Below are 24,215 nucleotides of genomic sequence, written 5' to 3' on the forward strand. Positions count from 1 at the left end.
CTTCCGGCGCACGAAATCAACATGCCTCGACGGGTCTTGGTACATCCAGCTTGGGTATGGCATGGCTATACCTCCCTCACCGAAATTCTGTGGACCTGAAGCATCAACTTGCGCTTCACGATGTAGTCCCGCGTGCGCATGCCCTTGGCGTCCTCGATTACCTGCTGACCGGTGCGGACGTCCGTATATCGGAAGTCGGCCACGTACTCACAGGCGCGCTCCGGCTTTCCATCATCACGGCGCTGCTTGGGGATCAGCTCGAAACGTGGTTGCAGTTCCAGGTCGGTGATCTGCCCTGCCCGCTCAAGCAGTTTCAGTTGCTGATAACGTGCAGCCTCTAGCCCGCTGTCAAACTTGATGTTGTCTACGACCGTCTTGCGGTTTCCGTACTTGCGCTTCATGCGGCCTCCCTTTCATCAAGCCTGCGGTACGCCTCCCACATTCGCAGGCTGGCAAGACGCGCAATATTGATGGCCTCGACTGGTTGCAGCCGGTAGGCATCCTTTGCCGGTTTGGCCTGCCGGAAACACGTTATGTATAAGTCTCCCCTACCTTCCTTGAGCAACAAGACCCCGCTCGATCTGTTGGGCAAGTGCTGCTCAAGCTCTTTAGTCCATATTTCTGCAGGCAGCGCGTAATAGTGCTTCCACACTTTCGGCGGATGCTCACGCGCTACGGGGGCCGGGCGTGGTTCTCCCCATGCGAATGACGGGTGTTCCCACCACTTGTTCTTTTTCACGTCTGCCTTCAAGTCCGCACGACTTATCTTGATTTCGATGTCTATGAGCCGCAGGCTGTTTGTTATGGCGAGGATGTCCGCTTCGTGACCCGTCCAATTGCAGTTGGGTACCATGACTAAGTGCTTTCGATCAAAAAATCTTGTTGAGATCTCGCGGGCTATTTGACGCTCAGTCCACTTCATGCCTGCAGCCTCCGCGGTGAGCTGGGCGCCAGGGCCTCCTGCATTTCACTGTCGCTGAGCTGTTGGAATCCAATCCGCTGCGTGTCCGAACCGTTCTGCAGAACCAGCTTGGCCAGCACAGCATCACCGATCAGCACTGGTGGCTCTACCGGCTGGCCAGACTGACTGTTCTGCGCCTCGGCAATGCCAGGTAGCCAACGGGGATACTCCAGGCTAGGACGTGTGGCGTAGCCTCGGTAGCGGTTCTCGAACTCACGCGCCACAAACGGCCACTCGTCCTCTTTCTTCGTCCCCAGTGCGATCCAGCCGCCCATATCCTGCAAGACCAGCAGAATGATCGGATCGTCAAATGTCACGCTGCGGTATGTGCCGACTGTGCGCACGGCTTTATCCACTTTGGCCCAGGCCACCAAGGCGCTATCCTGAGTCGAGCCGCGCAACAGCTTCACAATGTCCGAAGGCTTCGGCACATACTGGCCGTTGTCCGGGTTCACGCAATGCCGGTTTATGGCTTCGTTCACGGCTGAGTAATCAAAGGGTTTCATGGCTTCCCACCAGACGTTCAGCGCAAAGCGGGATGTGTCCCGGTGATAGAAGGCGTAAACGTCGGCCATAAGGCCAAAGAACTGCTGTTTTTCAGTGTCGTGCATCTCAGGACTCCAAAGCGGCTAGACGGGCAATTTCTCGGTTACGGGCCTCCAGTGCCTCCTGGCGGTTCAATCCTCCGGACTGCACTGAGATCCCTTGTCCGGTGTTGCTTTCCTTGATGCCAAAAAGCCCAGTCCAACCACGCTCAATGCTTTGCTCGATAGCGGCGGTTGGGTCCTGCCCTGCGGCATGTAGCTTGCCAAGCGTTCGCAGAGAAAGCCGCTTGGCTGCCTCAGTCCAAGCCTTACCGGATTTTTCTTTTCGGAATTCATCCCACATCGACCACGCATCAGAATCCAGCCAGTCGGGCAAAACCAAGGCGCCAGCCTTTGATGGTTTATGACGGTTACTTGATGGTTCTATGGTGGTTATATGCGGGTGCAACCCGTTGCACCCTTTCATGTCGTCGTTTGCACCCTTTGTGTCGTCAGATGCGCCCTTTATGTCTTGAATTGCGCCCTTTTCAGGTGAATTAATGGGCGCAAAATCTGCACCGTTTTTTTCATCAGAAATGGGTGCAATTTCTGCACCGTTTTCTTGGCCCGGCAGTTCGCCACCTTTAATCCAATCAAGGTTGATTCGATACTCGCGAGACTGGCCCCGACCTCCATGACCGCTATTGACCAGAATTAGCCAGCCAGACTCTTCCATCCTGCGTAGCTGATACTGGACAGTGCGGCGCGATTGCCGCGTCTTGATCATCAGATGCTCAATGGACGGAAACACCTTGGCCCCATCGTCATCAGCGTGGTCGGCCAGCGCCAGGGCGAGAATCATCTCACCGCCACCGACCGGGTACCGTTCAAATACGGCCGTCATCACCTTGACGCTCATACAAACTCCTTATCCCGCACTGGTCGCCAAGCAGCGAACGCGCGTTCCCAAATAGCTTTCTTCTCATCGCGAGTGAATCGCCGTCCTTGATCCAGCTCTGCGTGGCAGGCGTGGCAGCCAGGGACGGTATAAAAATCAGGGGCCTTCAGCGCGCCTGCCTTGTCGTACTCCAGCCAGTTGGGATGGCACGGGACCACAGTCGGGTCGTCGGGATAGCTGCGACACAGTCCAGGGATCTGCAAGTAACAGGGGTGACCACGCACTGCATTGCGCAGCTTGGCGTCGTGCCGACCTGGACGCTTCTTAGGCGCCCGCTTCTTCCAGGGACTGGACCTCATCGGCTTGTACGTACGCAGCGGTCCACCGACGCGCAAGGTGCTGTTCCAGGCGGTCCTCATGCCGACGCCTCCGGAAACTCCAGCATCACTCCACGGGCCCGGAAATCAGCCTGCACAGCCTCGGCGTACGTACTCAACTGCTTGCGGCTCATCAATGACGTGACCGGCAGATACTTCATCATCAGCAGCTTTTCTTCATAGGTCCGGCCTTTGATGATCGAGTCATACATGCATTGGAACTCGGCATCTTCGGCCCGCAGGATCGGCACGCCGTGGTGCAGCTTGCAGTAGCAGCGCCAACCCAGCGCATCATCCTCAGGCAGCTCACGCGCTATCTGCCCATACCAGACATGGGTAATGTCGTTCTGCGGCAGAGTGCGGGCCTTGCCGGTCTTAATCGAAATTCGCAGGTATCGATGGACTTGGTACTGGCTACGCAAGTCGCCCATGAAGCGCTGCAGGGATTCGTCACTGTTCACGATTTGCATGTCAGGCCCCCACATGCTTACGCTGGGCGATCTGTTCTTCCAGCGCTGAACGCGCTGCGCGTTGGGTACCGATGGACTCAGACAGCTCCTTGTGTGCGGCCTCCATCGCATCCAAGCTGCTGTCCTGGGAAAGATTCAGCACCGCCGCCATGGCTTCCGAGCCTTCCTTATTGATCGCCTTTACGCGGTCCACCACATCGAACTCTTGCCCGAAGCAGAAAATGAACTTGCGTGCAGAAAAACCCAGCGGACGAAGCATTTCGTTCACATAGGCGTAGCGCAGCTCTTCGGGCATGGCCAGGAGAATGGACTGCTCGAAGTTCGCCGGCATGTAGTTGCTGTCTTTCGTCTGATCATCGAGCCAGCGGAAGATCCGATCGGCCGCGTTTTTCGCCAGCGTGAATGTGTCACCGGCTGTCTCGAAACGGATCTTGCTGCTGGCCTCCAGACCGAGCCGTTGATGGGTTTCTACAACGGCCAGCGCCACCGCCTCCCGGCTCCCCACGCGTGCGCGCCATTGATCGACGTAGTGCAGCAAGGTCTTCAGCTTGGATTTGTGCGACTCGTTTCGCATGATTGATCCGTCCTGCTTTCGTAAAGTAGCCCCTGAGACCTTTGCAATCCTCGGGAACTACGTATGGATAAGAATCTGAATGGGCCGGACACTACCGGCATGGATGAAGAAATCGACTTTGAACGCCTGGAACTGCTGGACCGTGCCACGGAGTTGGCCAGGCAAATGTTTGAGTACCCAACAGAGGCTCACGTAGAGGGCGTGCTGGATCGATTGCTATGGAATGAATTTCACGGCTTAGGCGAGGCCGGAGCCTCTACCCTTCACTAAATATCTGTGGGGCCGATGGGTATCGGCTCCCGCTTTTCTGGATCACACATTGGCGCGCTCCTTATCGAACTGGCTAAGAGGAGGTTTCCTAAGCTCTGGCCAAATATCAGCCCAGTCATGAGGCCGCAGATGTTTCCGGCTTAGCTTGCCATTCGTCTTTTCCTCTATACGCACGCAAACCTTTTCAGATACTGGGCGGATATCGTTCAGGAATTGATAGACCTGAGACTGGCTTACGCCAATCCTCCGGGCGAACTCAGCCTGAGTCAGGCCAGTCGCATTTAGGTAGTGAGCAATAGGGTTCATGAACAAATACTAGCATCGCTATTAAAATGAATCAATAGCTATGCTAGTTGCACGTATTAATAGCGTTGCTATATTTCGCCAATGCAAACACGCAAACCCCTGTCCCAAACCCCGCAAGACGACGCTGCGCGTCTGAAACGCCTATACAACGAACGCACGTCTCTCTCACAAGCAGAGTTCGGGGCTCGCTTTGATATAGGCAACCAGGGGGCTGTGTGGCAGTACTTGAACGGCAGAAGGCCCTTGAATATGAAAGCGGCCAAGGGGTTTGCGTCTGGCCTGGGCGTAAATATCGAAGACTTCAGCCCTTCGATCGCTCAGACGATTAAGGCAGCAGAGATGTGGACCGGCGACAGCGAAGACGGGGCTGCTTGGCCATTCGATTTGCTTGATGAGCGAAAAATCCAAGCCCTGGACAATAGCGCCAGATCCCAGTTGGAAAAGTCAGTTCTGAATGCTGCCGCCCAGCTCGGCCTGGACGTAAAGAAAGACGAGAGTAAGTGAATGACAGGAAACGTGACCCAGCCCAGGGAGGCTGTACGTAAGAAGGGACAACAGGAAGAGACAAGGAGCCGTTTGGCTCCTTATTTTTTAACCACGAAGTAACTAAAAGAAAGATTTTATTCACATATAAAGCGACAGCTAACCATCGCTAAATACCTGGATGAAGAAGGAAGGAGAGCAATGATCCAGACTGACATCATGGGCCCGGTAATCATGAAAATGCGCCCTGCAATTGGTGGGGACGACAATGTAGGAATTGGTATCACTCTTCACGGAGAGGAGTATCTTCTAAAGCAAGATCCATACACTTGTATTGCTGAATTTGTAGGGGCGGCCGTATGCAGAGCGGTTGGCATCCCCGCTACCGAGCCTTGCGTCGTTCATCTAAACGGTGCGCCAGTTTTCGGCTCGCGCTTAGAGGCTGGAGTAAATGCAATATCAGATTGGTTTTCGCTACAAAACCTGCTGAGAAAATGCCATAATATCAACGCATTCTCGGCTGTGCTCGCTGTCGATTTAGCCCTAGGAAACAAAGACAGACACTGGGCAAACTGGCTCTATCAAACCCGCCACGACGGGTCAATCACGCTGCGAGCGGTAGACTTTTCTCGAGCATGGCCCACTTGTCACCCTCCTGGCAAACCTGATACGGTAGCTGCAAGCGAGAACACTCGTATCGCATGGACTAACTGGCCTCATCTTGGCATCCAGCCAGACGAAAAAAGCGCAAAAGATGTGACCCGCACTCTCGCAACCCTGAGTGGGAATTGGTTGGACAGCCTATTTAATAACTTACCTGTAGAGTGGAAGGTTGCTTGTGATTCACCCGCCCTTAGTCAATGGTGGGCGAGCCAATGGGAACAACATGTGCTACATGTGGATGATTTTATTGAGTCTGGAGCTTGGAAATGACCCCTAGCGTATTTAAATATGTGGTGCTACGGCTAGCCCCCGATTTTATGCGGGGTGAAAGCATTAATGTAGGAATCGCCCTTTTCCCTCCAGAGGGCGGGTGCTCCATATTATTTCTAGCAAATCAAAAAAAATTGCAGACGGTAGACTTAAGTTGGACCGCTGCAAAAATTACTGAATGGCATCATCATGTTCAAGAAATCGCTGATCAATCCAGCGATATAGAATCTTGCATTCAGAGCCTAAGTCGTTTTGGTTACTGCGCCTCACCCAATACCGGAATGTTTTTTGCTCCAACAGACAAAGAACTAAAGCAAGAAATACAAGAGCTTAGTGACTTATACGTAACTCCAAAAGGATTTGTTCGCAATACACGCAAAAAAAGACAGCCACGATTAATTAGTGAGCTACGGCAACAATTCAAAAACCGACAAATACTAGGGGAGTCTGTAGAAGACTTAAGAGACCATCTTGTAGTTTCAAACGTACCCATCCCAGAACATCCTGATTTAAAAGCCGACTTCGTTTTTAAGAACGGCGTGTATAGAATCACTCAGACCTTAGACTATAGAGTTAGCACGCAAGGGGCGCATAATAAGATTAGTGAGGCATGCACTAAAACCGTAGCGGCCCAATTTGCAAAAAAGGCATGGGGCGAAGATACGTTGAAGCTCGCTGTTGTTAACGTCCCTGAAGAGGTTGCTGACGTAGCGGACCCTCATATTGATATGTTAATAGCCCAGGGCTTTAGTGTTTTCCACGCTACAGACGCAAGTGATCTGGAGAAATATCACTTTGCGGTAACAGGCGCTCCAGGGAGCGATGAATTCATACTAAGCCACAGCATGGGAATAGTTAAGCAGTAGCTGAAAGACTCCCGGTCTTATCGCTCTAATTTTCCAAACACCAAAGCCCCTTCCGGGGCTTTTTTGTTTTCTGCTACGGGCGCCGTGCTATACAGATCGATTTCCCCGCCTAACCTGCCTCTTCGTTGGGGACGTGCTGGCACTTGGTTGTTCTTGCTCATCGGCCTGGCTTGTTGGTTGGGCGTTGCTAGACTCTTCTTCCTTGATTCCAAGATGATTGGCTATCTTGGCAACTGCGTTCCTGGTCGTTTCTACGTACATAAACAAAGCGGCAAACGCTATTGAATAAAACCCAGCAGAAACGCAAGAAATAATCAGAGGCCAGTTAGTCACTGTCTTAACAGACGGGGACAGCCCATATAGGCCTGGCTCTACGATGGTTATTTCTCCGTAAGTGTAGATAGCAACAGTAGCAGCGATAACGGTAAATAATGCGAAAAGCAGGGCCATCATTCCCATTGCGCCCGATGTTTGTTTGTACACGCCCCTCTCCCAAGTAACGGATAAAGACGTGAGCGTATCAGATTAGGCTGGCGTGGGACTTACGCGGGCCAGCCGACCCATCCAGACCCAGGTCCTGATTGGCTACATTTCCTTGACCTAAAATACTGTATAGATATACAGTATAACTATCCCCCCGCCCCGCCATATTGATGCGCTCCACGTAGCTCCCACGAATCAGAGCGCGTATCTAAAACGCCCACTTGTAAGAGAAGAGCATTGCGATATGACGAGTTTCATTGACACCCCACCAACGCGGCCTCTCGGTCTATCGTTGGAGGATTCCGAGATGGCCCAAAAACGCTCTGCCCAATTAGCTGAGCTTATCCCTATATTGACTGCCGGACTACAGCCCAACTTGCTGGAACTCGCCATTGAGCTGGCGGAAGACTTGACCAGCGCACTATCTAACCTACGTTAATAGCAGCACCCCTTCCCGCTTCGGCGGGTTTTTAACCACAAATCAAATAGCGTTGCTATTGACTTTAAATTACTAGCAATGCTAGTATTCATCCCAACGCTTCACCAAACCGCAGAACACCTTTAGGCAAAGCCACGGTAAGTAACGGTCCATAGAGCGCCAGCAGCAAAGGCTGCGCCCGCTAAGGCGGAGGCTCTTTAAAAACCAGCAAAGCGATAAACAGGCCAATGGTGCGAACACGCACGGCTAGGCCCAGGGCGCACCCCCACACCCCCTGATAAAGAGTGAGACGGACAACCCGTGACGTGGGGATTTAGGACGTTGCGCTACCTGGAGCCAGCTCAGCTGGGAGTAGCCAGGAGCGCAGCGGTTATCCACCAGCATCTTGACTCAGGATGCTGACGGATAAATAGGAGATAGACATGAACATGGCTAATCTTGCTCGCGAAGAAAGCGCAACCCTTCCCCTTGAGCGCGAGTACGACAAGTGGCTCGCAAAGCTGTGAAGGATTGCGGGGCGTCAGGACGATGATGGGTTGGCTTGGGACCTGTTTGTAGACGGCTGCACTCCAGAAGAGGCAGCCCACGAACTCACAGAAACCGCCTAGGAAATAGACATGGAGCAGCAGGACAAACCCATGCGCTGGCCCAGCGACTTTCCGGGCAAGCATGACAATCAGGAGCGCCCCAACAAATGAAATACGACAAGCTGCTGGAGGCCGTCAAAAAGCTGCATGCAGCACAGAGACGAGCCGATAAAGCCAGCGAAAACTACCACGCAGCACGAAAGCAGGAAGCCTCTACAAGCCGCAAAGCAGCACTTAACGACAAGCTGGTTATCGAGTGCTGGGAACGTGACAAGGCCTTGGATTTGGTGCATTGCGAACTTGTCAATGCTGGCATCGCAGAGCCAAAGGATAAAACGGCTTATGCACCCCGCGAAATCACTCAAAGTGCCGGGCATGGCCACAGCGTCAAGTTTCTGTATCACCCTCCCAAGCCAGAGAGTATTCAGTTTTCAACGCCTGCATGACTCGCATATGAGCAGTAGCGAGGTCCAGGCAGCCCTTCTTATGAGGGGCATCATCAAGGCGGCGGCGTGGATAGGACACGCGCTGGCAAGCGGAGCACACTACACCGTCCGGACCTTATGTGTGGAGCCGGGTAGCGCTGGGAGGTCGCAGAGCGCAGCCTTTACCGAGCCGGTATCAAGCCCGGCCCGCCTTGATGATGGTGAGCAGTAAACCAGCAGGCACCGGATCGAGTAATCCGGCCAGCCAGGAGCAACGGGGATGATGTGCCGCTGGCCTCCCCGCCGCTGGCATACGGGTAGCACCCGGCCACCATTACCCCGTGCGACGGGATGCTGAATGAATATTCGTGTTATCCAATAGTCAGCAACGCCAGCCTGTAGGCGCACAGGCCCATGGCCCGCATGGTGAGAGCGGGCACCCTCCAGCCGCAGCATTCCCACTCCCTCAACTATTTCAATATCAAAACCGCCCACGCCATGGGCGGCGGGAGTGCTGCGACTAGAGGGCATAGAACCCCGGAACCCGCCAATACCGAGTTGCGCGCGCAAATCGTGACGGCGGCAGACGCAGGCTAACCCTCTCCTCTTTCAATGGCGCCGGACGCGGCGCAATCCCCACGGAGCTAACCATGAACGCTATCGCAGAGCGCGAGGTACGCGCTTACGAGCTGGCGGAGCGCCGCCGCGCCTATATCGCGGAGCAAATCCGCGACTGCCTGTACGGCAAAACACTGTACGTGAACATCGCCTGGACCCTGCAATCGATTCCTCAAAACGTAAGCCGCATAGGGCTGATTGAGGAAATGGAGAATGCGCTTCTGGCGTCCAGTTCGGCAGGTTTCGACTATTCCGCAAAGCTGCTTGCTGCGCTGGATGATGAAAGCCTGCGCCCTGCTCTGCGCACCGAACGCGAACGAATCATCAGCGATTGGGCAGACACCACGCATAACTGCATGACCAATCAAGAACTGGAGGCGCTGCCGTGTTGATCGAGTTTTTCATCTTCGCAGTGTTCTTTTGCTGCGCCGCATTCTTTATCGCACTCGGGATTGAGGGCGTTCTCAGTATCTGGAGGCAGCCATGACAGTCGATACACAGCAACTACTCGCCAAACACGGTTCTATTGCCCCGCTATCGTCGCCCAGGCTCCAAGAAATTCGAGACCGGGCATTCCATCGCATGGACGATAGGACAACACGCGGCGAGCACATTCACATCACAGCCAATGAGGCTATTGAGCTGGTAGCAGCAGCGCAAGCATTGAACAATACACAGGCAAAGCTTGACGCACAGGCGACTGAGATTGAGCGGCTGCGCGAAGCGCTACAAAAAGTGCGCCCCGTTATTGCCGCAGATCGGCAAGGGCTGCTTGATTGCCACGGCATCAACGCCAAGATCCCAACGGAAGACGAACTTGGAACACACGGCCTGTACGAGTACGACGGCGCTCTGCATGTAATTGACGCCGCCCTATCGGGAGAACCAACATGACAACACCCATCAATGACGGCGGGCCAGCATTTCCTTGCGACCCATTCATCGCCAGTAAGCCTGGGAATGAAGCTGTTGCCAAGCGACTGGCGGAAGGAATGAGCCTACGCGACGCATTCGCTATCTCTGTCACTGGTGACATCTGGTCAGCTTATCAGTCTGACGGAACGGCTCGGGAGTATGACGACTGGCGCGATGGAGTGGCTGTTGAGGCATACCGTTTAGCCGACTCCATGCTGCGAGCGCGAAGCCAAGGAGAAACCGATGCCTCATAGCCAAAACCCCGGCTTCCCCCGCACTCGCCGCCGTAACCCATTCGATGGCCAGGGATGCTATGCACCAAATAGCAGCACCCCGCCCTGGGGCTGGACCCTAACCCTAATCATTGCCATAGCAGTCTGCGGACTGCTTTTTTTCGGCCCTACTCTGGCGGCCCGAGCGATTGGAGCATGACATGACCGAATCCACTGAACTGATTGAACTGCCGTCAGAAGATACTGCGCTGGCAACCTTCACCACACCTGGCGGCTTGGATCACTATATCGAGCAGGTGCGCGAGAAGGTCAGCGGCACGGTGTACGACATGAAGATCCGCAAGGACCGCGAAGCCTGCGCCGCTGACGCCTACAAGGTCACGCGTACAAAGACGGCTGTTGAAAAGATGGGCGCCGCACTGTCGGCGAAATACAAAGAAGTGCCAAAACAGATCGACGCCCAGCGCCGTGTCTGGAACAAGCAAATGGACGACCTGCGAGACGAAGTTCGCAAGCCTCTGACGGACTGGGAAGAAGCAGAGGCCAGCCGGGTAGCACTCCACCGAGCCGACCTGGACGGCATGGCCGAACAAGCCCGAGAAATCGGAAGCCTTGATGTTGAAACCCTCCGCCAGCGCATCGCAATAGTTGAATCTGCGGTGATTGGCGAGTCCTGGGAAGAGTTTGAAGCAGAAGCTCACCGGGTCAAAGCCAAAGCGCTGGAAATTCTGAACACAGCCCTGGCTGAACGCCAGAAGTACGAAGCCGAGCAAGCAGAACTGGCCGAGCTACGCCGCAAGCATGCCGAGCAGGAGCGAAAGGACCGCGAAGCCGAGATTGCCCGGCAAGCGGCTGAGAAAGCCCGAGCCGACGCCGAAACCAAGGCCCAGGCTGAACGCGATGCCGCCGCCAAGCGTGAAGCCGATGCAAAAGCCGCCTCAGAACAGGCTGAGCGGGAACGGGCCGAAGCCATCGAACGCCAGAAGCAGGCCGAGGCCCGTGCCGAAGCTGAAAAGCTGGCCGCAGAGCAACGCGCCAAGGATGCGGCCGAAGCCGCCCGCCAGGCAGAAATAAAGCGCCAAGCTGACGAAAAGGCAGCAGCAGAGGCAGCGCAGCAGAAACGCGAGGCCGATATCGCGCACAAGGCCAGCATCAACAACGCCGCCCTAGCTGCATTCATCGAAAACGGTATGCCAGACGAGTGCGCCAAGCAAGCCGTCATTCTGATCGCCAAGGGCCTGATCCCGGCTATCCGAATCCAGTATTAATTGAGGACATCATGAGCACAGAAATCATTGAAGCCCCACAGGCTGCTATCGCAGCCCCCGCCCCAGCCGGGTCGCCAATGGCCATGGCAATCGCCGCCCTGCAGTCTGGAATGAGCCCTGAGCAAATCGGGCAAATGATGGACCTGCAGGATCGCTACAACGCCACCCAGGCCAAGAAAGCTTATGACGAGGCGTTCGCTGCATTCAAGGCCGAGTCAGTCACGATCATCAAGGGCAAGGCCCGTTCCGATGGCCCGCTTAAGAATCAGAAGTACGCCGAACTGCATGACGTCGTGAATGCAGTCACCCCCGCCCTATCCAAGCACGGGCTTTCGTCCAGTTGGAAGCTGACCAAAGATGGCAAAGACTGGATGGAGGTCACCTGCTACCTGCGGCATGTTGGGGGTCATCAAGAAAGTGTCAGCATGGGCGGGCCACCAGATACCGGCCCAGGCCGCAACGCTATTCAGTCACGCGCCAGCACCAAGACCTACTTGGAGCGATATACCTTGAAGGCTATTACCGGCTTGTCCGAGCAAGACGACGACACTGATGGCCGGGCGCCGGCTGACCCTGCTCTAAAAGATGAATGGATCAGCCAAGTGGCCCAGGCCGAAACGCTGGAGCGGTTGGAAACCATCTGGCAGGAAGGCGGCAACGTCATATACGCAACCAACAACCTTACCGACTACAACGCATTCAAAAAGGCCGTATCGGATAAGAAAAAGATGCTTACGGAGGCTCAATAATGGAAGGCTTAATCATTCACACCGCCGAACAGGGCACCCCAGAATGGCTCCAGGCCCGTAAGGGAGTAATCACTGGCAGCCGTTTCAAAGACTGCCGCGATCGCCTGAAAAGCGGAGCACCTTCTAAGAAGTGCTTGGACTACGCCATGGACGTAGCCCGAGAGCGCGAAGGCGGTGAGCCCATGCAAGTCTTTGTGAACGGTGCCATGCGCCTGGGCACCGAGCAAGAGCCCTACGCCCGCGCCGTTTATGAGCGCAAGACCGGCCACATCGTTGATGAGGCGGGTTTCATCACGACACCAGACCGCCTTTTTGGCGTTAGCGTGGACGGCTTGGTAGGCGATGATGGGATCATTGAAATCAAGACGATGGTCAGCAGCGACACCCTGTTCACTGCCTTTGTGAACGGCGATATTGCAGCCTATGTAGACCAGTGCAATGGCGCAATGTGGCTGCTTGGCCGAAAGTGGGTGGATCTGGTGCTGTGGGTTCACGACCTGGGCCGCATGAAGATCATCCGCATCGACCGAGACGACAACCAGATTGAATCGCTTGAATCCGATCTGATGGAGTTCGAGCGAACTGTCACCAAGTATCAGCAGGAACTGCGGGACGCCCTGCTGGAGGCCGCATAAATGGCCGGACTAACCACTCTAGCTAAGTCGACTGACTCACTACGTCTTAAACACTTGTTGGGACGCTGCGTGAAGACTGCTACCGGATGCCTTGAGTACCAGGGCTGTATGCAGGCCAACGGTTACGCCCGAGCAACAATCAGACGCAAGGCCGATCATGCCCACCGACACGCCTACCGTTTAGCAAACCGTATGGACATTCCTAAAGGAATGGATGTTTGTCATTCGTGCGACAACCGCCGCTGCATCAACCCAGATCACCTATTCCTAGGAACAAGGAAAGAGAATATGCAAGACGCGGTCTCAAAGGGGCGGCAAGCCAAAGGGTTCGCTCTGCCGCAAACAAAAATATCAGCCTATGTTGAAGCTGAAATAGTAGCAATGGCAAAGCAGGGAATTCCTTACAAGGACATTGCATCAGCTTTCGGAATTTGCCGCCAGCACGCTGGGCATATCGCAATTCAGAACGGAGTAAGACGAGATGGCGTCAGTAAATAAATGGATCGGGATTGGCAACCTAGGCAGAGATCCGGAGGTTAGATACTCACCTGATGGCATGGCAGTTTGCAATATCACCATCGCGTGTTCCAACACATGGAAGGACAAGAACACGGGCGACCGCCGCGAAGAAACGGAATGGGTGCGTGTGGTGTTCTACAACCGCCTGGCTGAAATTGCGGGCGAGTTCCTGCGCAAAGGCCGCCCCGTCTACGTAGAAGGTCGCCTGCGCACCCGTAAATGGACAGGCCAGGACGGTCAAGAGCGTTTCACGACCGAAGTCATTGCTGAGCAAATGCAAATGCTTGGGGGTCGTGATGGTGGCGGCGAGAGCCACGGCAACTCGCCACAACCAGAGCAACGGCAACCGCAAGGCCAACAGCGTAACAACTACGCTGATGCCACTGGGCGCGGGCAACAGCAGCGACAAGCGTCGCCGCTCTCGTCCGGCAATCTTGCGGATATGGATGATGATATTCCATTTGCTCCCCTGCTCTCACGCAATGCGTACTGTATTTGAATGGATCTAGCCGGCCAGGACAGGCTCACAACTGAAAATCTTGTGCAGGTTCTGAGTAACCGTAATTAGAGAAAATCATTTAATTCAATTTCTTAATCTCTTCAACTGCATTATTTAGTGCTTTCACTAATGACTCTCTCTGACTCCTTAACTTCGGATTAATGAATTCCCGTATATCCAGAACACCATCATAAGTCAACAAACTCCTTCCATCGCTCCGTCTCTTACTAGCCGCCTGACTAAGAGCAGATACAACTTGAGTTTGAACTTCACGAAGCATTATTACCTCGGAAGCCAGGTAAGAGTATGGATGCATATACACAGGAACCTTATCTATCTTCACCATAATCTCCGAAACCAGTCTTTCTGCAGCATTAACTCTATTAATAAAATCTTCCGCTGATAGTTTGAAATCATCCTTGTTTAAAGCGTCCTCTGTGATGTCCAAAACTTCTTTACACAACTGATATACAGAAATGATTTTAGATATCTCCATTTGAGTAACTGCTAACTGTCTCTCTCGTTGTGCGGCTCTCTGTCGGCGAATTTGGCGACGCTCTACCGCTAAAGACCTCTTAAATTCGGATCTAGCAATCAAAGCTGCACCTGCGATAGCTAGTATTGAGCCAATAGCTTGAACCCAAGCTGCGACCCCATCCTCGACGCTTATTGTTACTGGCCAACCGTGTATTGCCCACGACACTAGTGCTATCGGGGCCGTAAGCAACAACAAAACACGCCACCAGCACTCTTTCACGCACCTGATCAACTGATCAGCGTCATCTTTCTTCATTTTTTCTGCCCACTCCACGCAAAGATTTATCCGCGTGAGCATAGCCCATCCTGAAAGGAATACACCCATGTGGTTTAAAAACCTTCGTATCTATCGCCTGGATACGGCATTTGCCCTGTCCGCTCAAGAACTGGCCGATATGTTGGCCAAGCGTCAGTTCGCCGCTGGCGGCAGCCAAGAGCCTCTCAGCTTGGGCTGGGTACCGCCGCGCGAAGGTGGTGAGCTGGTGCATGAGGTGAACGGGCAGTATCTGATCTGCATGCGGGCTGAGAAGAAGCTACTGCCCAGCGCTGTGGTCAACCAGGCAGCCCGCGAGAAGGCCCGCGAAATCGAAGAGCAGCAAGGCTACAAGCCAGGCCGCAAGCAGATGAAGGAAATCAAAGAGCAGATCATCATTGATTTGATGCCGCGCTCTCATGCTGTGCAGCGCGACACTTTAGTGTGGATCGACACACGAAACCATTGGTTTGTCATCGATGCGGCTGCCGTGGCTAAGAGTGATGAAGTCCTGGGCCTATTCGCTAAAAGCGTAGACCCCTTCCCTGTCCTGCCTCTGTATACCGAGCAGTCACCTGCTGGCGCTATGACAGCCTGGTTGGTTGATGATGACGCCCCCACCAATTTCAGCATTGACCAAGATGCCGAACTGCGCTCTACAGGCGACAGCGGTGCGGCCGTGCGCTACGTAAAGCAAAGCGCCGACATTGACGAAGTGCGCAAGCACGTTGAAGCCGGCAAGCAATGCACTCGTTTGGCCATGACCTGGGCGGACCGCATCAGCTTTGTGCTGACCGATGCGCTGGACATCAAACGCGTGGCCCCGCTGGACATCCTGACGGAAAAACAGGACTTGACCGCCGTCAACGATGACGAAATCTTTGATGCCGACATGACCTTGATGACCTCCGAGCTAGCCAAGATGATCAGCGACCTGGTCGAAGTGTTGGGCGGAGACCGCTTCAGAGAGTAAGTCCTCTAATTAAGGGCAGTTCACCATCCTTTTCGATGCTCCTAAGCAAACCCAAGATACGTTCATCGAACCTATCCTTTCTTTGCAACGAGGCCGCCCTTGAAGTTCTCACCAATTGCAAAAGTGAATTAATAGCATCTAAAGCCTGCAAAATAACAGCTATTCTTCTTCCACTAATGCATTTATTGTAAACGGGGTGCGACGCAAATAAGCCATCTCTGTCGCAAAAGTTTTTTAATCGTGTTTGCTCTTCGATCAAGTTAACGATATTTAAATACAGTTTCTCTGACGCTGTACTGAGCCTGGCGTCTGATACCGAAACAACTTCCAACTCACGAATCCTGACAACAGCCCTTTCAAGAACAGCAATTTTATATCTCAAGCTTTCAGGGTGATTATCATAGCCGTCAGTAAGTAAGTCTTCTATAGAGCAATGAACAGTCTCTACCAATAAATCCCAATCAAAAAAATTGGAATCTAACTGTATCTTTAAAACTTTATCTTTATGTCGCTGAGACTTTCTCTTCTCATTAACAGTGTAAAAAACAGACCAGGCAGCCCCCACTGCCGCTCCCACTGTGCCGAAAGCGGTCATTACCTCGAGAATGCTCACGTCACTTAGTACGCCCTGCCGCTTATCCCACGCCCACCCAAGCACAAACCCCACCGTGAGCATTAAGACCGCCCCTGCAATCAGGGCAGCGATCATTTGTCCTTCACAGCTACATTTTTTTTCGCTCACCCATGACCTCCAAAAGGTTTCTATTGCCTATATCCGCAAGGATCATAGCTGAACCTCTGTGGCAAAAACATAGGATGCCTCCCCTATAAAGCATCACGACTACAGCAACACCCCATAACCCCGCTTAATTCGCTCAGCGGGTTTTTTCTTTTCTAGGATCGACCCATGACCCACAACGTCGTCTCAGTATCAGGCGGTAAGGACAGCACCGCCCTACTGCTGCTGGCCATCGTTCGGGAAGTACCCAACCTGCAGGCCGTCTTTGCTGACACCGGGCATGAGCATCAGCAAACTTATGACTATGTGCACTATTTGGCCCTGGCCACTGGCGTGCCGATCCGCTGGGTGAAGGCTGATTTTTCTGAGCAGATCGCCAGAAAGCGTCTTTATGTGGATACGAAGTGGCGTGAGAAAGGTGTCCCGGATTCGATTATTGAACAGGCCCTGGCAGTGCTACATCCCACAGGTATCCCATTTCTGGACCTCTGCATTTGGAAAGGCCGCTTCCCCAGCACCAAGACTCGGTTCTGCGCCACGGAACTTAAGGTAAAGCCTTTGATTGAGCAGGTGATGCTTCCACTGATGGATGAAGGAGGTCTGGTTTTGTCGTGGCAAGGGGTACGCGCCGAGGAAAGCCTGGCGCGTCGGTACCTGCCGGAGTGTGATGAGGTAGGAGGCGGGCTATTCAATTACAGGCCGATCCTGCGCTGGAAAGTGGCTGATGTGTTTGATGCCCACCACTTAATGGGCATCAAGCCCAATCCGCTGTATTTGCAGGGCGCTGGCCGAGTTGGCTGCATGCCCTGCGTCAACTGCAATAAAGATGAGCTGCGCCAGATTGCCCAGCGCTGGCCAGAAGAGGTGGATCGAGTGCGTGAGTGGGAGCGCCTGGTAAGTCTTGCTAGTAAGCGCGGTTGCAGCACTTTCTTCAGTGCCGTAGACGATCCAACCTACAAACCAGGCGACATCATCACTTACGAGAATTTCGGTATCGACCGCATGGTCGAGTGGTCAATGACCAGCCATGGCGGTCGCCAGTTCGACCTCACGCGTGTTTTTGCCGACGCCTCCAGTTGCTCGTCTATTTATGGACTATGCGAATGAATCAACAACATTCCAAAAACCTCGATGATCAAGAATCAAGACCCACAAAGCCAAACAGCGCCCTGTGTTGAGCCAAGTACGGTAAGTTTTTTCTATGAAAAGGAGGGCATCGATGATCTGGGCTAATGCCCCAAGACTTAAGAACATCCTCGATACCCTTGTTAGAGACAAGGATATCTCCATCATCAGAAAAAGAAATTAGACCTTTATCAAACAATCTATCGACATGTGGAGCCAACATGAACCCATTGTGTTTATCTAGACGCTCGTCTTTGGCTGACTCACGCCACGGCTTTATGTGGCTGGCAATGAGTAAGCGCGGATCCACGGTACCAGTCACGCAGCAAAAATTTCTCACAGACATGACGCCTTCACGGAATTTCCCTTGACCTATACGTGCCTTCCGTAAATAACTAGCCTCAGTTTCTGATGCTGACGATACGTCAATTTCGGCATCATCTAATTTTGATTCAAACCTAACGTCCAACTGGCCAGCCAGTCCGGTGAGCACGTCGAAAAATTGCTTAGACACCTCACATAGATAAAATTGATTAGCTTCGCCAGACGGGCGTAATGGTGAATTTCGCGCAGGAAGTAGATCGCCAAGTTGAGCCATGTGTTCCATGGGTCTTAATTGATCATCCAAAAATACCCAATCAATATCTACCTGCCATCCCGTGCCATTCCAAGACCCATGTCCTTCGGGTACAGGCGCTTCAAAACAATCAGTAATCGCCACTCCAACAGCTCGGACCAACCCCTTGGCGTAAGACACCACGAGATCCCCCTTACGGACCTTACTTACGTTTATCCAAGTAGGTCTCTGCACATCTTCATCACGCACCACCGGGCACCAAATGTACCCGCCGTCTAATTCGCGACTGAACGATGACCCATGGCTGACCCACCAAAAGGAACGCTTTCGGATAGAGTTTTTATATTTAGCACACGACTCGCCCACTAAACTCGACGCACTTAGCATTGACGAGCTTTTCCAGAGCTCTTCAAAAACCTGAAACTCAGTCTGGGACATCTGAAATACAGTTCCCCTAGGATTCTTTATGATTTGTGATCTCTGCAACAAAGGATGCTGCTTAAAGTGCTCCTGGGTAACCATACCCTGGGAAGATCCCAGGCGAATATCTACTAATTGAATCCCTGTTTTCCACTCTTCTTCGTTAACAACCTCCTGTTCAACCCAAAACTCCCTCCCTAGAGCCTCTGGATGTAAAACCTCAGCAGCTTTTGTAGGAAGCTCATTCACATAACCGACCGCGATAGCCCCTCGATCAATTGTTGAACGCCAAATAATGACAGGATCTCCAATAGCTATCTTTGCTCTATTGCGATTGGGAGTATTCCAGTAAATCCGTCTAGAGGACTGTATGTACTTCTCTAAGTCATAAAAATTAGGGTTCCCCTGAAAAACCCAAGCATTAAACTCAGTCACGCCCAAACCCCTTTTAATAATTGAACTTAGCTCACCAAGTGTAACGCTTAGTGAGTTTTTTTTGCGTCCATATATAGGAGCTATTTACATGACACAGCTTGTTCTAGATCCCTGCTGTGGTGGCCGCATGATGTGGTTCAACCGACAGGATCAACGCACCCTATTCGGGGACATCCGCAGCGAGAACCACACGCTTTGCGACGGCCGGGCCTTCAACATCACGCCCGATCTGAATATGGACTTCCGGGCAATGCCGTTTCCTGACGAGAGCTTTCGCCTTGTCTGCTTCGATCCCCCTCACCTGCGTCACGCTGGCCGGGAATCCTGGCTACGTGCCAAGTACGGAATCCTCAGTGATGACTGGCAAGACGATCTGCGCCGTGGCTTTGCTGAATGCTTCCGCGTACTCAAGCCTGAAGGCGTGCTGATCTTTAAGTGGAACGAAATCCAGATTCCCACGCGCCAGATCCTTGAGCTGACTCCACACAACCCCCTGTTCGGCCATCCTAGCGGCAAACGCGCTGATACCCACTGGATCACCTTCATGAAAGGACAGCCCTAAACACCTACCCACGCAACCAGGCGCGCTCCTCCTAGGTCAGGGTCGGCCAGCTTCTCTTCTGCACTTGTTTACCAACATGCGCCCGCCACGCTTTAGGGGCCATTGGCCGCTCGACTCTGTGTCTTTCGTTGTTGCAGTACAGACATGCCGCAACGATGTTCCCAGCTATCCGGCCGCCGTCACAGCGAGCCTGCAGATGCTCTGCTGTGCATTTTGTAATGGGGGATTGGTTCATGCGCTGCCCGCAATAAAAGCAGCAACCATTTTGAAGTTTGAATGCTCGTTCACGAGCTTTTTGAAGTGATGTCTTAGCCATAACGGCTCCTAATCAATTAAGAAAAGGCGCCAGCCATCAAGGCTATGTCTCATCAGTTTCCTGTCTGAGGCATGGGTCCATGCATTGCGCATCTGACCAAGATCGTGAAATTAATCGCCGCTCTCCCACGGAGCATTCCCGTGGCGGTTTTGATTATAGGGTAAAGCAGATTCCCTGGCTTAAAAGCTGCAGCTGAAACACAACAACAAGCCATTTCGACCTGTACGAATCTCAGTCGGCTTTCGCCGGTTTTTTTTATGGAGAACACAACCATGCCACAACCCAACAACTTAATGGCACCCGCTTACAAAAGCGCCCCCACCCTCCACCCCGAAGGCCTGTATCGGTGGGACGAGTTCGCCGACCGCATCCCATTTAGCCGGGAGACTTGGCGGAAACGAGTACTTGCTGGACAGGCGCCAGCGGCCAAGTTAGTGAGCAGAGCCTGCACTGCCTGGAAAGGCGAAGACATCCTTGCCTGGCTCAACAACCCCGACTCCTATAAATAAGAGGAAACCTAAAGACATGGCAAAGAAGATTCCACCGCTAACGGACTCCAAGTGCAAAGCAGCAAAATTCAGCACGGGCGGTAAGAACCGCCTTTTTGACGGCGGTGGTTTGTACCTTGAGCTGCTCCCCTCCGGCTCAAAGCGCTGGAGACTGAAGTACCGGCGCCCCATGACGGGGAAGGAAAACATCCTGACCTTCGGCCCTTATCCGGAGATAAGCCTTGCTTCCGCTCGGGAACAGCGTGAAAAAGCCAAAGCCCGGTTATCAGAAGGCCTTGACCCTGGCGAAGCGCCCCCGTCGGCGACAATGGGTATCACGTTTAAGGCGGTCGCAGATGAATGGCTGGAAACCCGTCGGCCAGTATGGAGCGAAGGCTACTTTACGCGGATCTCGAATGCGCTCAGCGCGAACGTGCATCCTCATATCGGCCAGCGCTCCCTTTCCAGCGTGACAGGAAAAGCCGTACTGGAACTGGTGCAACAAGTGGAGCAGCGCGGCGCGCTGGAGATGGCTGCTCGGGTACTCGAAGCAGTTGGCATGGTCTTCCGATACGGCTGTGGTACCGGCTTGATTCAAATCGACATCACACAGGGGCTACGGCAGTTTTTGCAGGAGCGCCCACCGGTAGAGCATTTCCCGCACGTAGCAGAAACGGATCTCCCCGCCCTACTCGCCAGCGTTGAGCGCTATCACGGCAGACCAGAGACGCGGCTGGCCATCAAGCTGATGATGCGCACTTTTCCGCGGACCAACGAGCTGCGCTGGGCGCAATGGAGCGAGATCGATTGGAGGAATGCCTTGTGGCTGATACCGGGCGAGCGCATGAAAGGACGCCTAGCACAAAAGCAGAGCGCGCCCGACCATATCGTGCCGCTTTCAACCCAAGCTCTTGCGATCTTGGAAAGCCTACGCCAGCACTCGGGACACTTTCAGTACCTGTTCCCCAATGTCCATAATCGCCGCGGTGCTGTGATGAGCAGCGACACCATGAACCGTGCATTAAAAATCATGGGCTATGAGAAGCTGCAAACAGGGCATGGTTTCCGCGGACTGGCTTCCACCATCATGAATGAGCACAGTGGCTTTCGCCCTGACGCCATTGAACGGCAATTGGCTCACCGCGACAGAAACAAAGTGCGCCGCGCATACAACCATGCCATGTACCTGGACGAGCGCAAAAAACTGATGCAATGGTGGTCGGATTATCTGGACGAACAGCTTGAAAAAGCCTCGTAATTTCCATACCCCCATTCCTGTTACACCATACCCCCATCCATACCCCCAAACGATCTGGGACTGGCTTGGTGCAGCTTGGAACGCTGGGCAACAAAAAAGCCCCAAAGCATTGATCTTTGGGGCTTTTCTTGGCACAGCTTGGAGCTGTGTGTATGTATTCTGGTAGGCAGTACTGGATTCGAACCAGCGACCTCTACGATGTCAACGTAGCGCTCTAACCAACTGAGCTAACCGCCTGCGGTGAAGAAATGAAATAATAGATCTTCCCTATGGGGCTGTCAACACTATTTCGTGTTTTTCTATAAAAAAGATGATCTTTTTTTTATGGACTCTCTGCAAAATTAGCTCCTCAGGCCAAAGAAATCGCGCAATCCTTTGTTTTATAAGTATTAAACAAAAAAACAAGCAGATTTTCAGAAATTCACGCCCCGCCTGGCTAGGCAGAGCAATGAAACATATGGATACACACAATCTGTCTCCAGCCAGCATCAAGCTAGCCCATCACCACACGATTTTTCTATCCAAGTTCTTCGGGCAAAAATAAAATAATTGCTTTACGCCTGCAGATCATCGATCTCGTCTGAAACGGATCTGCGGCCGCTACGGGACACCTACGCACATGACTTGCTCTTCTCTCCCGCCTACCCCGACTCAACTGCTGGATTTACCTGGCGTTCAGGAAACCACACTGGAGACGGTGCTTTATACGCCTCCCAATGACGAGATTTTTGATGAAAACCCCTGTTTAAGCTGCGGCGTGTGCTGTTCACATTTTCGGGTCTCTTTTTACAGCGGTGAACTAAGCGGTGAAACGGGCGGTACGGTGCCGGTCGAGTTGACCACCCAGGTTGGTCCATTACGCGCCTGCATGAAGGGAACCGAGCAAGGTGAAGGTCGTTGTATCGCCTTGCGCGGAACGTTGGGCCAGCCCGGGATTCATTGCGCTATTTATCCGGATCGCCCCACCCCCTGTCGTGACTACCAAATCTGGGAGCTGGATGGCAGCCCCAATGTGGATTGCCAGCGTTTGCGCAGCAAGCACGGCCTACCTTTGCTGCCTAGTCGTCCTTTGCCTGCTCCACCTGCTTTGCCGGAGCATGATGAGGCGGCCTGAAATCGCTCAGTACTACAGCAGTACCTCAACACAAAACCATCGTAAATAACTTGCGATGGTTTTTTTATAAAGAATCAGTTCAATCTGCACACCGGCAGGCTGGCTAAATACGCTACCATGCACGGTTTGTAGGGCCGCCCGGCCCTGCGCTTTCGGGAGTCGAAGTAAATGAAATACCGCAAGCTGGGCAATACAGACCTGGACGTCAGCCTGATTGGTTTGGGCACCATGACGTACGGGGAACAGAACAGCGAGGCCGATGCGCACGCTCAACTGGATCTTGCCCTGGAACTGGGTGTGAATCTGGTGGATACCGCCGAGATGTACCCTGTTCCCCCCATGGCGGCCACGCAAGGTTTGACCGAGCAATATATCGGCACCTGGCTGGCTAAAACCGGCCGCCGCAAGGACATTGTTCTGGCCAGCAAAATTGCCGGTCCCCAACGTGACCCCAAGCGCCCTGGTCATATCCGCAATGGCGGCACCAGCCTGGATCGCAAGAATCTGGAGCAAGCCCTGCATGACAGCCTGCGTCGGCTGCAAACAGACTATCTGGACCTGTATCAATTGCACTGGCCAGATCGCAGTACGGTGACGTTTGGACAGCGTAGCTACCCGTGGAAAGAAGAAGACACCATCCCTATCGAAGAGACCCTCTCGGTACTGGACGAGTTTGTGCGTCAAGGCAAGGTGCGTCACATCGGTGTGTCCAATGAAACGCCTTGGGGTGTCTCACGCTTTCTGGAGTTGTCTCGCTCGCGCTCCCTGCCTTTGATTGCCACCATCCAGAACCCCTACAACTTGCTGAACCGCGTGTTTGAAGAAGGTCTGTCCGAATTCTGCCGTTATGAAGGTCTAGGTCTGCTGGCGTATTCGCCATTGGCGATGGGTGTGTTGACGGGTAAATATGACAACGGCGCTCGCCCCGAAAAAGGACGTTTGACCTTGTACAACCGCTTTACCCGCTACGATGCACCGCGTGCCCGTGAAGCCGCGCTGGCCTACAACGAGCTGGCTCGCGAATACGGTTTGACGCCCACTCAATTGGCCCTGGCCTGGGTGAATCAGCAAGCCTTTACCAGCAGCAATCTGATCGGTGCGACCACACTGGAACAACTGCGCGAGAACATCGCCAGTGCGGATGTTCAACTGAACGATGAGCTGATCGCCAAGATCAACGCGATTCATCACCACACACCGAATCCCGCGCCTTAACAGGATCTCCCCCTGCTTTGGGCACATAAACCCAAAGCAGGGCACCCCTCTTTTTTATTCCTCTGTTCCGTTCTTGCGCTTGCACAATGCTGATTTTTTATTTATGCTCAAAAAAAGCATAAAAAGAGAGACATACGACTTCCCGTTCAGAAATTCCCATTTCCCATTTTT

General features: G+C 53.3%; 29 protein-coding genes and 1 tRNA gene. 18 read left to right on the forward strand and 12 right to left on the reverse strand.

Annotated elements, in window-relative coordinates:
• Positions 1-65 precede the first annotated feature (65 nt).
• From LNA76_RS05900 to LNA76_RS05930, 7 genes are read right to left on the reverse strand one after another with little or no spacing between them, the layout of a single operon-like run.
• Complete coding sequence (locus LNA76_RS05900) at positions 66-401, reverse strand: DUF1064 domain-containing protein (protein ID WP_230018382.1); 336 nt, start codon at positions 399-401, stop codon at positions 66-68.
• A complete protein-coding gene (locus LNA76_RS05905; protein ID WP_230018384.1) occupies positions 398-922 on the reverse strand; it encodes a hypothetical protein in 525 nt (174 codons plus the stop codon). The genes LNA76_RS05900 and LNA76_RS05905 overlap by 4 nt, the downstream gene beginning before the upstream one ends.
• Entirely contained in the window at positions 919-1,572 is a 654-nt protein-coding gene (locus tag LNA76_RS05910; protein ID WP_230018386.1) for a DUF6475 domain-containing protein, read from the reverse strand. Before LNA76_RS05910 ends, LNA76_RS05905 begins: the two co-directional genes overlap by 4 nt.
• A gap of 1 nt (position 1,573) precedes the next feature.
• Positions 1,574-2,404: a helix-turn-helix domain-containing protein gene (locus LNA76_RS05915; RefSeq protein WP_230018387.1), complete on the reverse strand. Its 831-nt coding sequence runs from the start codon at positions 2,402-2,404 to the stop codon at positions 1,574-1,576.
• Positions 2,401-2,802, reverse strand: coding sequence for a nuclease domain-containing protein (locus LNA76_RS05920; RefSeq protein ID WP_230018388.1), 402 nt, complete (start codon positions 2,800-2,802; stop codon positions 2,401-2,403). The genes LNA76_RS05915 and LNA76_RS05920 overlap by 4 nt, the downstream gene beginning before the upstream one ends.
• Positions 2,799-3,230 (reverse strand): hypothetical protein, encoded by a 432-nt coding sequence (locus tag LNA76_RS05925; RefSeq protein ID WP_230018389.1) that lies wholly within the window; start codon positions 3,228-3,230, stop codon positions 2,799-2,801. The genes LNA76_RS05920 and LNA76_RS05925 overlap by 4 nt, the downstream gene beginning before the upstream one ends.
• A gap of 1 nt (position 3,231) precedes the next feature.
• Positions 3,232-3,804, reverse strand: a complete 573-nt coding sequence (locus tag LNA76_RS05930; RefSeq protein WP_230018390.1) for a hypothetical protein — start codon at positions 3,802-3,804, stop codon at positions 3,232-3,234.
• Between the two features lie 63 nt (positions 3,805-3,867).
• Between LNA76_RS05930 and LNA76_RS05935 the strand changes: the two genes are divergently transcribed.
• Entirely contained in the window at positions 3,868-4,074 is a 207-nt protein-coding gene (locus LNA76_RS05935; RefSeq protein WP_189392978.1) for a hypothetical protein, read from the forward strand.
• A gap of 42 nt (positions 4,075-4,116) precedes the next feature.
• Here the strand turns inward: LNA76_RS05935 and LNA76_RS05940 are convergent, their stop codons facing one another.
• Positions 4,117-4,380 (reverse strand): transcriptional regulator, encoded by a 264-nt coding sequence (locus LNA76_RS05940; RefSeq protein WP_230018392.1) that lies wholly within the window; start codon positions 4,378-4,380, stop codon positions 4,117-4,119.
• 249 nt (positions 4,381-4,629) lie between these two features.
• Between LNA76_RS05940 and LNA76_RS05945 the strand changes: the two genes are divergently transcribed.
• From LNA76_RS05945 to ssb, 11 genes are all read left to right on the forward strand, one after another.
• Positions 4,630-4,884, forward strand: coding sequence for a hypothetical protein (locus LNA76_RS05945; protein WP_230018394.1), 255 nt, complete (start codon positions 4,630-4,632; stop codon positions 4,882-4,884).
• 180 nt (positions 4,885-5,064) lie between these two features.
• Entirely contained in the window at positions 5,065-5,796 is a 732-nt protein-coding gene (locus tag LNA76_RS05950) for a hypothetical protein (protein ID WP_230018396.1), read from the forward strand.
• Entirely contained in the window at positions 5,793-6,662 is an 870-nt protein-coding gene (locus LNA76_RS05955; protein WP_230018398.1) for a DUF3037 domain-containing protein, read from the forward strand. Before LNA76_RS05950 ends, LNA76_RS05955 begins: the two co-directional genes overlap by 4 nt.
• Before the next feature lie 1,616 nt (positions 6,663-8,278).
• On the forward strand, positions 8,279-8,617 hold the full coding sequence (locus LNA76_RS05960) for a hypothetical protein (RefSeq protein ID WP_230018400.1): 339 nt from the start codon (positions 8,279-8,281) through the stop codon (positions 8,615-8,617).
• Between the two features lie 629 nt (positions 8,618-9,246).
• A complete protein-coding gene (locus LNA76_RS05965) occupies positions 9,247-9,606 on the forward strand; it encodes a hypothetical protein (RefSeq protein ID WP_230018402.1) in 360 nt (119 codons plus the stop codon).
• A 91-nt stretch (positions 9,607-9,697) separates the two neighbouring features.
• Entirely contained in the window at positions 9,698-10,108 is a 411-nt protein-coding gene (locus tag LNA76_RS05970; RefSeq protein WP_230018404.1) for a hypothetical protein, read from the forward strand.
• A gap of 454 nt (positions 10,109-10,562) precedes the next feature.
• Complete coding sequence (locus LNA76_RS05975; RefSeq protein WP_230018407.1) at positions 10,563-11,630, forward strand: hypothetical protein; 1,068 nt, start codon at positions 10,563-10,565, stop codon at positions 11,628-11,630.
• An 11-nt stretch (positions 11,631-11,641) separates the two neighbouring features.
• Entirely contained in the window at positions 11,642-12,379 is a 738-nt protein-coding gene (locus LNA76_RS05980; protein ID WP_230018409.1) for an ERF family protein, read from the forward strand.
• The gene (locus LNA76_RS05985) at positions 12,379-13,014 is read left to right on the forward strand and encodes a lambda exonuclease family protein (protein ID WP_230018411.1); all 636 of its coding nucleotides are present in this window, start codon (positions 12,379-12,381) and stop codon (positions 13,012-13,014) included. The genes LNA76_RS05980 and LNA76_RS05985 overlap by 1 nt, the downstream gene beginning before the upstream one ends.
• A 108-nt stretch (positions 13,015-13,122) precedes the next feature.
• On the forward strand, positions 13,123-13,512 hold the full coding sequence (locus tag LNA76_RS05990; protein WP_268253671.1) for an HNH endonuclease signature motif containing protein: 390 nt from the start codon (positions 13,123-13,125) through the stop codon (positions 13,510-13,512).
• Positions 13,496-14,032, forward strand: coding sequence for a single-stranded DNA-binding protein (ssb, locus tag LNA76_RS05995; RefSeq protein WP_230018415.1), 537 nt, complete (start codon positions 13,496-13,498; stop codon positions 14,030-14,032). Before LNA76_RS05990 ends, ssb begins: the two co-directional genes overlap by 17 nt.
• Positions 14,033-14,111: 79 nt before the next feature.
• Here ssb and LNA76_RS06000 read toward each other — a convergent pair whose 3' ends face one another.
• Positions 14,112-14,894: a hypothetical protein gene (locus LNA76_RS06000; RefSeq protein ID WP_230018417.1), complete on the reverse strand. Its 783-nt coding sequence runs from the start codon at positions 14,892-14,894 to the stop codon at positions 14,112-14,114.
• Here LNA76_RS06000 and LNA76_RS06005 point away from each other — a divergent pair.
• The gene (locus tag LNA76_RS06005) at positions 14,893-15,795 is read left to right on the forward strand and encodes a recombination-associated protein RdgC (protein WP_230018419.1); all 903 of its coding nucleotides are present in this window, start codon (positions 14,893-14,895) and stop codon (positions 15,793-15,795) included. The two genes, LNA76_RS06000 and LNA76_RS06005, sit on opposite strands and share 2 nt — an antisense overlap.
• Here the strand turns inward: LNA76_RS06005 and LNA76_RS06010 are convergent.
• Positions 15,785-16,537, reverse strand: a complete 753-nt coding sequence (locus tag LNA76_RS06010) for a hypothetical protein (RefSeq protein WP_230018421.1) — start codon at positions 16,535-16,537, stop codon at positions 15,785-15,787. The genes LNA76_RS06005 and LNA76_RS06010 overlap by 11 nt on opposite strands.
• Before the next feature lie 165 nt (positions 16,538-16,702).
• Here LNA76_RS06010 and LNA76_RS06015 point away from each other — a divergent pair, with 165 nt between their 5' ends.
• Entirely contained in the window at positions 16,703-17,641 is a 939-nt protein-coding gene (locus LNA76_RS06015) for a phosphoadenosine phosphosulfate reductase domain-containing protein (protein WP_230018423.1), read from the forward strand.
• Positions 17,642-17,669: 28 nt separating this feature from the next.
• Here LNA76_RS06015 and LNA76_RS06020 read toward each other — a convergent pair whose 3' ends face one another.
• Positions 17,670-19,091, reverse strand: coding sequence for an HNH endonuclease (locus tag LNA76_RS06020; RefSeq protein ID WP_230018425.1), 1,422 nt, complete (start codon positions 19,089-19,091; stop codon positions 17,670-17,672).
• 88 nt (positions 19,092-19,179) lie between these two features.
• On the opposite strand from LNA76_RS06020, the gene LNA76_RS06025 reads away from it, so the two are divergent.
• Positions 19,180-19,653: a class I SAM-dependent methyltransferase gene (locus LNA76_RS06025; RefSeq protein ID WP_230018427.1), complete on the forward strand. Its 474-nt coding sequence runs from the start codon at positions 19,180-19,182 to the stop codon at positions 19,651-19,653.
• Positions 19,654-20,494: 841 nt separating this feature from the next.
• Positions 20,495-21,715, forward strand: coding sequence for a tyrosine-type recombinase/integrase (locus LNA76_RS06030; RefSeq protein ID WP_230018429.1), 1,221 nt, complete (start codon positions 20,495-20,497; stop codon positions 21,713-21,715).
• A gap of 160 nt (positions 21,716-21,875) precedes the next feature.
• On the opposite strand, the gene LNA76_RS06035 is transcribed toward LNA76_RS06030, so the two are convergent.
• Positions 21,876-21,952: transfer RNA gene (locus LNA76_RS06035), tRNA-Val, on the reverse strand.
• A 460-nt stretch (positions 21,953-22,412) separates the two neighbouring features.
• Here LNA76_RS06035 and LNA76_RS06040 point away from each other — a divergent pair.
• Both LNA76_RS06040 and LNA76_RS06045 read left to right on the forward strand, forming a co-directional pair.
• On the forward strand, positions 22,413-22,829 hold the full coding sequence (locus LNA76_RS06040) for a YkgJ family cysteine cluster protein (RefSeq protein WP_094196532.1): 417 nt from the start codon (positions 22,413-22,415) through the stop codon (positions 22,827-22,829).
• A 168-nt stretch (positions 22,830-22,997) separates the two neighbouring features.
• Positions 22,998-24,044, forward strand: coding sequence for an NADP(H)-dependent aldo-keto reductase (locus LNA76_RS06045; protein WP_108727397.1), 1,047 nt, complete (start codon positions 22,998-23,000; stop codon positions 24,042-24,044).
• Positions 24,045-24,215: the final 171 nt, after the last annotated feature.

It is taken from the genome of Alcaligenes sp. MMA (assembly GCF_020907215.1).
GTDB lineage: Bacteria > Pseudomonadota > Gammaproteobacteria > Burkholderiales > Burkholderiaceae_B > Alcaligenes > Alcaligenes aquatilis.

Excerpts from the sequence above, each read along its gene's own strand:
- LNA76_RS05900 (WP_230018382.1), bottom strand. The coding sequence starts at position 401 with ATGAAGCGCAAGTACGGAAACCGCAAGACGGTCGTAGACAACATCAAG.
- LNA76_RS05905 (WP_230018384.1), bottom strand. The coding sequence starts at position 922 with ATGAAGTGGACTGAGCGTCAAATAGCCCGCGAGATCTCAACAAGATTT.
- LNA76_RS05910 (WP_230018386.1), bottom strand. The coding sequence starts at position 1,572 with ATGCACGACACTGAAAAACAGCAGTTCTTTGGCCTTATGGCCGACGTT.
- LNA76_RS05915 (WP_230018387.1), bottom strand. The coding sequence starts at position 2,404 with ATGAGCGTCAAGGTGATGACGGCCGTATTTGAACGGTACCCGGTCGGT.
- LNA76_RS05920 (WP_230018388.1), bottom strand. The coding sequence starts at position 2,802 with ATGAGGACCGCCTGGAACAGCACCTTGCGCGTCGGTGGACCGCTGCGT.
- LNA76_RS05925 (WP_230018389.1), bottom strand. The coding sequence starts at position 3,230 with ATGCAAATCGTGAACAGTGACGAATCCCTGCAGCGCTTCATGGGCGAC.
- LNA76_RS05930 (WP_230018390.1), bottom strand. The coding sequence starts at position 3,804 with ATGCGAAACGAGTCGCACAAATCCAAGCTGAAGACCTTGCTGCACTAC.
- LNA76_RS05935 (WP_189392978.1), top strand. The coding sequence starts at position 3,868 with ATGGATAAGAATCTGAATGGGCCGGACACTACCGGCATGGATGAAGAA.
- LNA76_RS05940 (WP_230018392.1), bottom strand. The coding sequence starts at position 4,380 with ATGAACCCTATTGCTCACTACCTAAATGCGACTGGCCTGACTCAGGCT.
- LNA76_RS05945 (WP_230018394.1), top strand. The coding sequence starts at position 4,630 with ATGAAAGCGGCCAAGGGGTTTGCGTCTGGCCTGGGCGTAAATATCGAA.
- LNA76_RS05950 (WP_230018396.1), top strand. The coding sequence starts at position 5,065 with ATGATCCAGACTGACATCATGGGCCCGGTAATCATGAAAATGCGCCCT.
- LNA76_RS05955 (WP_230018398.1), top strand. The coding sequence starts at position 5,793 with ATGACCCCTAGCGTATTTAAATATGTGGTGCTACGGCTAGCCCCCGAT.
- LNA76_RS05960 (WP_230018400.1), top strand. The coding sequence starts at position 8,279 with ATGAAATACGACAAGCTGCTGGAGGCCGTCAAAAAGCTGCATGCAGCA.
- LNA76_RS05965 (WP_230018402.1), top strand. The coding sequence starts at position 9,247 with ATGAACGCTATCGCAGAGCGCGAGGTACGCGCTTACGAGCTGGCGGAG.
- LNA76_RS05970 (WP_230018404.1), top strand. The coding sequence starts at position 9,698 with ATGACAGTCGATACACAGCAACTACTCGCCAAACACGGTTCTATTGCC.
- LNA76_RS05975 (WP_230018407.1), top strand. The coding sequence starts at position 10,563 with ATGACCGAATCCACTGAACTGATTGAACTGCCGTCAGAAGATACTGCG.
- LNA76_RS05980 (WP_230018409.1), top strand. The coding sequence starts at position 11,642 with ATGAGCACAGAAATCATTGAAGCCCCACAGGCTGCTATCGCAGCCCCC.
- LNA76_RS05985 (WP_230018411.1), top strand. The coding sequence starts at position 12,379 with ATGGAAGGCTTAATCATTCACACCGCCGAACAGGGCACCCCAGAATGG.
- LNA76_RS05990 (WP_268253671.1), top strand. The coding sequence starts at position 13,123 with ATGCAGGCCAACGGTTACGCCCGAGCAACAATCAGACGCAAGGCCGAT.
- ssb (WP_230018415.1), top strand. The coding sequence starts at position 13,496 with ATGGCGTCAGTAAATAAATGGATCGGGATTGGCAACCTAGGCAGAGAT.
- LNA76_RS06005 (WP_230018419.1), top strand. The coding sequence starts at position 14,893 with ATGTGGTTTAAAAACCTTCGTATCTATCGCCTGGATACGGCATTTGCC.
- LNA76_RS06000 (WP_230018417.1), bottom strand. The coding sequence starts at position 14,894 with ATGGGTGTATTCCTTTCAGGATGGGCTATGCTCACGCGGATAAATCTT.
- LNA76_RS06015 (WP_230018423.1), top strand. The coding sequence starts at position 16,703 with ATGACCCACAACGTCGTCTCAGTATCAGGCGGTAAGGACAGCACCGCC.
- LNA76_RS06025 (WP_230018427.1), top strand. The coding sequence starts at position 19,180 with ATGACACAGCTTGTTCTAGATCCCTGCTGTGGTGGCCGCATGATGTGG.
- LNA76_RS06030 (WP_230018429.1), top strand. The coding sequence starts at position 20,495 with ATGGCAAAGAAGATTCCACCGCTAACGGACTCCAAGTGCAAAGCAGCA.
- LNA76_RS06045 (WP_108727397.1), top strand. The coding sequence starts at position 22,998 with ATGAAATACCGCAAGCTGGGCAATACAGACCTGGACGTCAGCCTGATT.